The following is a 5746-nucleotide window of genomic DNA, read 5'->3' as shown; positions in this document are numbered from 1 at the left end:
GGGCCGGCGCCGCGAGCCTGGTTCATTGACGTCGATGAGGCCGATCGCGAGGCGGAGATCGCGTTCTTGCGGGCTGAGATCTATCGCGGCGAGATCGATCCGCTGATGAAGAAGATCACGGCCTTTGAGCGGTTTTCGGATCGGGGCTGAGCGCTGAGGATGGTCTTGTCCTGACTCATCTCTGACCTTGGGAAGGTCTGCTTTCGGGCGGCGAACAAGGCACCGCCAACCGGATCCTAAGGCCGGTGCTCATGACTCGTAGCAGCGGTTCGGAAAGAAGGCTTTTGTTACCGTCGTTCTAGGTTTGAGTCCAAGTTCCCCACCTTGCGAGTGCGATCTTCGATGCATGGGTTGTCCCGACGAGCGCGAGATACGGCGACGCGCGCGGCCAAAAAGGGCCGGCCGGATTGGGAGCAGGCCTGACCTCGATTCCCTGGACCGCCATCCGCCCGCTTTGCGATTTCCAGTCTCGCGTAGAGAGTGTGCTCATTGATCTGTGTTCGCCTGACGTCTAGCGTCGCTTTAGACGGAGAAGTGTCGGATAAACGCGGGAGGGGCGGCCGCAGGTGATGGGTTCGAGCGACAACGCCAGCGACGTGCTGTCAGAGTCGAGGATCGATCAGGTCCGGAGCGAGGACCCGGGCGACCAATCCGAGCGGAACTTCCGATATCAGCATCAGTACGGCGTCATCATCCTGGCGGCGGTCCGGCGCGGCTCGCTTGACTATGTCAGGGTCTACTGTGAGCACCACGAGGATCTTCTCTGCGAGGCGCGGTCCGGTCTTTTCGACGGATGGCAGATCAAGACCTCTACGCCTGAGAACGGTCCGTGGAAGCTAACCGACGATGCGCTCGTCCGCTCTATCGGTCGGTTCGTCGATCTGTTGACGACCTACAGTACGCAGATAGAGCGGTTCTTCTTCGTGTCGAACGCGGATGTCGACAAGGTCGGGGATGACGTCAAGGATCAGAAGCGCCGCGGCCGGTGCCCTAACCTTATGCTCGAGCACATCAGGTCCCGCGCAAGCCTGGCGGATCTCAAGGCACCTTTTCTTGAAGCCTTTAATGCCCTGGCGGGCACCCTGGCCGCCGACCGCCAGACCCTGTTCGACGTCCTGCAGCGGCTCGAGATCCTCAAAGGCCCCTCCCGATCTGAGTTCGATGCCTCCCTCGCACATGAACACCTCGGCAGCCTCGACGAATGTAAGGCCCTGAACGCGACCCAATTGTCCGATCTGCGGGACGACCTGGTGGCCCGCGTTCACAGGGCCGCCTCCTTGCAGGTCACGGACCCGGTTCGGCACATCCGCAGCGTCTTCACAAAGGACGTCGAGGATCCTGTTATCGCGGGCAAGCGGATCACCTGCGCCGACGTCGTCTTCACTCCGCCGGCGGTGCCAATGAAGCAGCCACAGTACCTGGGTACGCCAACCCTCGTTCCGGGCGGTCCCCGTCTGGCGGGCGTTCTCGAGCAGAAGCTCAAGGCCGGGGGACTCGAAGGCGCGATCGGCTATATGACCGCGAAGGAGCGCGCCGCCGAGTACGCCCTGTTGGAGGAACAGGCGCGCGATCCCGCAACCGCAGAACGGCAGCTATTGCAGGTCGAGGAGGCCGTTCACGGCGAGTGCATCGAGGCCTACTATGGCGCGGAGAAGCCGGACGGAGAGTTCGGCGGCGCCATGCTCTCGGACATCAATGCCCGGTTGCGCCGTCTCGAGACTGATCGTCGAACACTTTTGGGCGGACACCCCTACGAGGTGCTGGTGGGCGTCGCTGCGATGCTGACCCGGGCGTGCCGCGTGTGGTGGAGCAAGCGCTTCGTCGTTGAGGAGGAGCGGCCGTGAGCCTCGGCCTCCTCAAGGCCGCAGCACGCGCCGAGAACACCGACGGCCTGCACCTGATGCGGCTGCTCATCCTACTCCGGTGTGCGGACAAACGCGGCCGGACCCCCAAGCCGGTCGAGGGCATCACCAAACTGGCCAAGCTCGACTTCTTGCTACGCTATCCGGTCTATCTAGAACGTGCGCTGCTCCGGTTGGGGAAATCGACCTCGGGCCTTGACCTCCTACCCAGAGAGCGGACGACCGTCGAAACCAAGATGATCCGATTCCGCTACGGCCCATGGGACAGCCGGTACAGGCGCTGGCTTTCGTTGTTGACGTCGCGCGGCCTCCTCACGGTTTCACTCCAGGGACGGAAGATCGAAATCGGCTTGACGGAGGAGGGGCGCACCCTCGCTGATAATCTCTCAGCACAAGCGATTTTTGCCGACCTGGCAGATCGCGCGACGATCGTCATGAAGACTGTGGGCGACATGTCCGGTACCCGGCTCAAGGACTTCGTTTACGAGATCGTCCCGGAAATAACGGGAATGAAATGGGGGCAGGAAATCGCCGCCGACGTCGGAACTGGCATGGACGGTGACCTTCTATGAAGTTCGTTCTCAAGTCTCTCGTCCTGGACCTCAGGCAGGGTCAGGAGATCCTGACGTTCGCGGACGTCTCCTACTTCTGGGGGCAGATGGGCGCGGGCAAATCCAGTATCGCGAAACTCATCGACTATTGCCTCGGTGGGACGATCCAACTGTCGTCTGCCCTGCAGGCGGAGTTCGTGGGTGCGACCCTAACGGTGGAACTGGAACGATCGGTTCTGTCTATCGAGCGTCAGCGGGACGCGAGCAACGTGCTCGCGAGCTGGACGGTCGACGGCGATGTCCACTCGGTCGTGATTCCGGCTCGAACTGCGGCGGGCGAGGTGATCGCCCAGACGGACATCGAAACGCTGTCGGACTTGATTTTCTGGCTGTCCGGCATCCAGCCCCCGCGGGTTCGCAAGAGCAAGCTGAAGGCCGAGAGCAAGATGGTCCGCCTCTCGCTGCGCGACCTATTCTGGTATTGCTATCTCGACCAGGACGACATCGACAGTTCGTTCTTCCATCTTGAGGAGGACGCGGAGTTCTATCTCCGCCTGAAGAGCCGGGATGTGATCCGCTATGTCATCGGCTACCACGACGAGCGGGTCGCTGATCTGGAGGCCGAGCTCGATCAACTGCGGGCCAACCGAACGGCGAGGGCCGCCGCGATCACCAGTCTGACCAAGACGCTGGAAGATGTCGGCGCTGGCTCCGAGCTCCAGATCGCGGAGCGGGAGGCGTCGCTGAAACTCGCTCTGTCACGCGCCGACGAGGACATCCGGACGCTGCGTGAGGTGACGAAGGTCCAACAAACCGATCATGCACTGGACCTGATCGCCCGAAAGACGACGCAACTGGGCGGTCTCATCAACCGGATCGACGAGACGACCCGGGAGCTGGCCGAGGTCCGGGAGCGTCATATCCGGCACCGTAACGAAATCGAGATGCTGGGGCTGAAGTTTAGGCGCTCTTCGGCCGCGCGCGCCATCCTCGGAGGCGTCGAGTTCGTCGACTGTCCCAGATGCCTGCAACACCTTCCCGAGCGCCCGCGCCTGTGTTGCGACGTCTGCGGCCAAGAGGATCGGATGGAGTTGGCGGACGCTGCCGAACAGGCGGCGATCGAGCGGGACATAGAAGCCCGACGGGCCGATCTCGACGACGCCATCCGCGCAATCGACGGCAATTTGGAGCGGCTCCGCCGCAGGCGGGACGCCCTTCTGGCGTTCAAGACGGGCCTCGAAGTCGAACGTAACCGTGCAGCCGAGGAAGCGGACTCGGCCTTCCTGTCCACAGTCCTGCTCAAGGAGCGGGAGCGCGCAGCGCTCCAGGCCGAGCTTGATAGCCTCGGCTGGTTGCTGCGTCTGCCGGATCTGCTGCGCGAGCAACGGGAGGCCCATGCCCAGATCGTGGCCATGGAACAGGTAATGCGTGAGGCGCTGAAGGAGGCCCGCACCGCTGCGGAGTCCGATCGCAGCAGCCTCGAACAACTTGGTGCCTACTTCCTCGACGCCCTTGTTCAATCCGGAGTGCCTGGCATCACCCGAGAGGACTCCGTCGCCCTGGAGCCACCCTCCTTCTATCCGGCCGTCTACAGCACAGACCCCGCCGATCAGACCGTATCGACATTCACCTCGATGAGCAGTGGCGGAAAGAAGACCCTGTTCAAATGCTGCTTTGCGATCGCGGTGCACCGGATCGCCACACGGCTCGAGGCGCCCCTGCCGGAACTCCTCATCATCGACTCGGCGATGAAGAACATCAGCGAGCGTGAAAACCGTGACCAGTTCGAGGGGTTCTACCGCATGCTCTACAAGCTTAAGGCGGGTGAGCTGGCCTCAACGCAGATGGTCCTGATCGACAAGGAGTTCCTCGCGCCAGACCCGTCTCAGGCCGTGGATGTCTTGGATCGTCACATGCAGCCCGACAGCATCGAGCATGAACCGCTGATCCGATACTACCGGGGCAAATAAGGTGCCTTCGGGTCGCCGGGTGTTGCTTGGAGTGCCCGGATGCGTCTCCCTTCGACAGCGGGTCCGCGTCGGTTTCCGGCGCTATCCCCAAGCGCGTGCGTCTTAGTGGATCACTCTGTCCAATGCAGCTTCAAAGGCCGATACTTAAGCTGACGAAATTTCACTGTTGCCCGAGTCGGACGTCGCGTGACCGAAGCAATTCCCAGCACTGACACCGTTGTGGGCGTGGACCGGGTGGTCTGCGCAATGGGCCCCGATGTCCCTGGGCCGGGTCGGCGCTGACGATGGGTCTCCGATTTTCCGAGGATGGCCCCGACTTTCCCACTGAGTTAGTCGACGGGCTACTGGATGGAAAGGTTCTTTTCCTCTGCGGAGCAGGAGTCAGTACGCCTCAGCTTCCTGGCTTTGGAGGCCTGGTCACCCGCGTCTTCCAAGAGCTAGGCGTCGGCCTTGAGGATGGTGAGCGTGAAGCCCGCGATGCTTTTCGTTACGAAGAAGTGCTGGGCTCGCTGGCGCGGAGGCTGTCGAACCGCTCGGCGATGCACGAAACTGTGCGCCGCCTCCTAGTCGTAGCCGACCCTCAACTGGAAAAACACAAGACGATCCTTCGCCTGTCCAGGAACCTCGACAACCGGGTTGCCATCGTCACCACGAATTTCGACACCTTCTTCGAGCGCGCGCTGGATGAGGTGGAGGACGCTGGGGTTGCGGCTGGCGAAAGTTTCGCGGGCCAAGCATTGCCGCTGCCGGGAGCGGACGATTTTGGCGGAATCATCCATCTCCACGGCCGTCTTGACGATCCTGTGGTGAAAATCGCGGGAACGCCGCTTGTGCTTACGAGCGCCGAGTATGGCGAGGCCTACATGCGGTCCGGGTGGGCCGCCCGGTTTCTGTTCGACCTCGTGCGATGCAAAACCCTCGTGCTGGTCGGTTACAGCGCGGGCGACGCGCCGATCCGATATTTCCTCAACGTCCTCGAAGCTGATCGCGAGCGGTTCAGCGACTTGCAGCCGGTCTATGCGCTCGACGCCTTCGACGAGGCCGGCTCCGGCGAGGGGGATCGTTGGGCACCCATCGCCGTGCGGCCGTTAGGCTACCGACGGGGACGCAAGGGTGAAGCTGACCGCCATGCTGCGCTCTGGCGCGATCTTGGCGCGCTCGCTGACCTCGTCGAACAACCCAAAGCATGGCGGCGGCGCAAGGCGAAGGCTCTGCTGGAAACTCCGTTCGAGGGAAGGAGCGAGCTCGAGCTATCGATCGTCTCCTGGCTGTTCACAAACAAGCGGGACCTATGGGATGTCGTAATCACAGCCGTCCAGGATCCACGGTGGTTCGACTACATAGCAGCCCAGAAGCTGTGGAC

General features: G+C 62.3%; 4 protein-coding genes. All 4 read left to right on the top strand.

Annotation, left to right across the window (positions count from 1 at the left end; all coding sequences use genetic code 11):
* The first annotated feature begins 569 nt into the window (after positions 1-569).
* Positions 570-1844, top strand: a complete 1275-nt coding sequence (locus CSW58_RS05635) for a dsDNA nuclease domain-containing protein (RefSeq protein ID WP_099446630.1) — start codon at positions 570-572, stop codon at positions 1842-1844.
* The gene (locus CSW58_RS05630) at positions 1841-2434 is read left to right on the top strand and encodes a hypothetical protein (protein ID WP_099446629.1); all 594 of its coding nucleotides are present in this window, start codon (positions 1841-1843) and stop codon (positions 2432-2434) included. Before CSW58_RS05635 ends, CSW58_RS05630 begins: the two co-directional genes overlap by 4 nt.
* Entirely contained in the window at positions 2431-4383 is a 1953-nt protein-coding gene (locus CSW58_RS05625) for a hypothetical protein (protein WP_099446628.1), read from the top strand. Before CSW58_RS05630 ends, CSW58_RS05625 begins: the two co-directional genes overlap by 4 nt.
* A gap of 284 nt (positions 4384-4667) precedes the next feature.
* Positions 4668-5746: SIR2 family protein (locus tag CSW58_RS05620; RefSeq protein ID WP_201721587.1), on the top strand; the 1079-nt coding region annotated here is incomplete at its 3' end.

Source organism: Caulobacter sp. B11 (assembly GCF_002737765.1).
In the GTDB taxonomy this organism is placed as follows: domain Bacteria; phylum Pseudomonadota; class Alphaproteobacteria; order Caulobacterales; family Caulobacteraceae; genus Caulobacter.
Note: the sequence above shows the minus strand (reverse complement) of the source record. Positions and strands in the feature narration are given on the sequence as shown.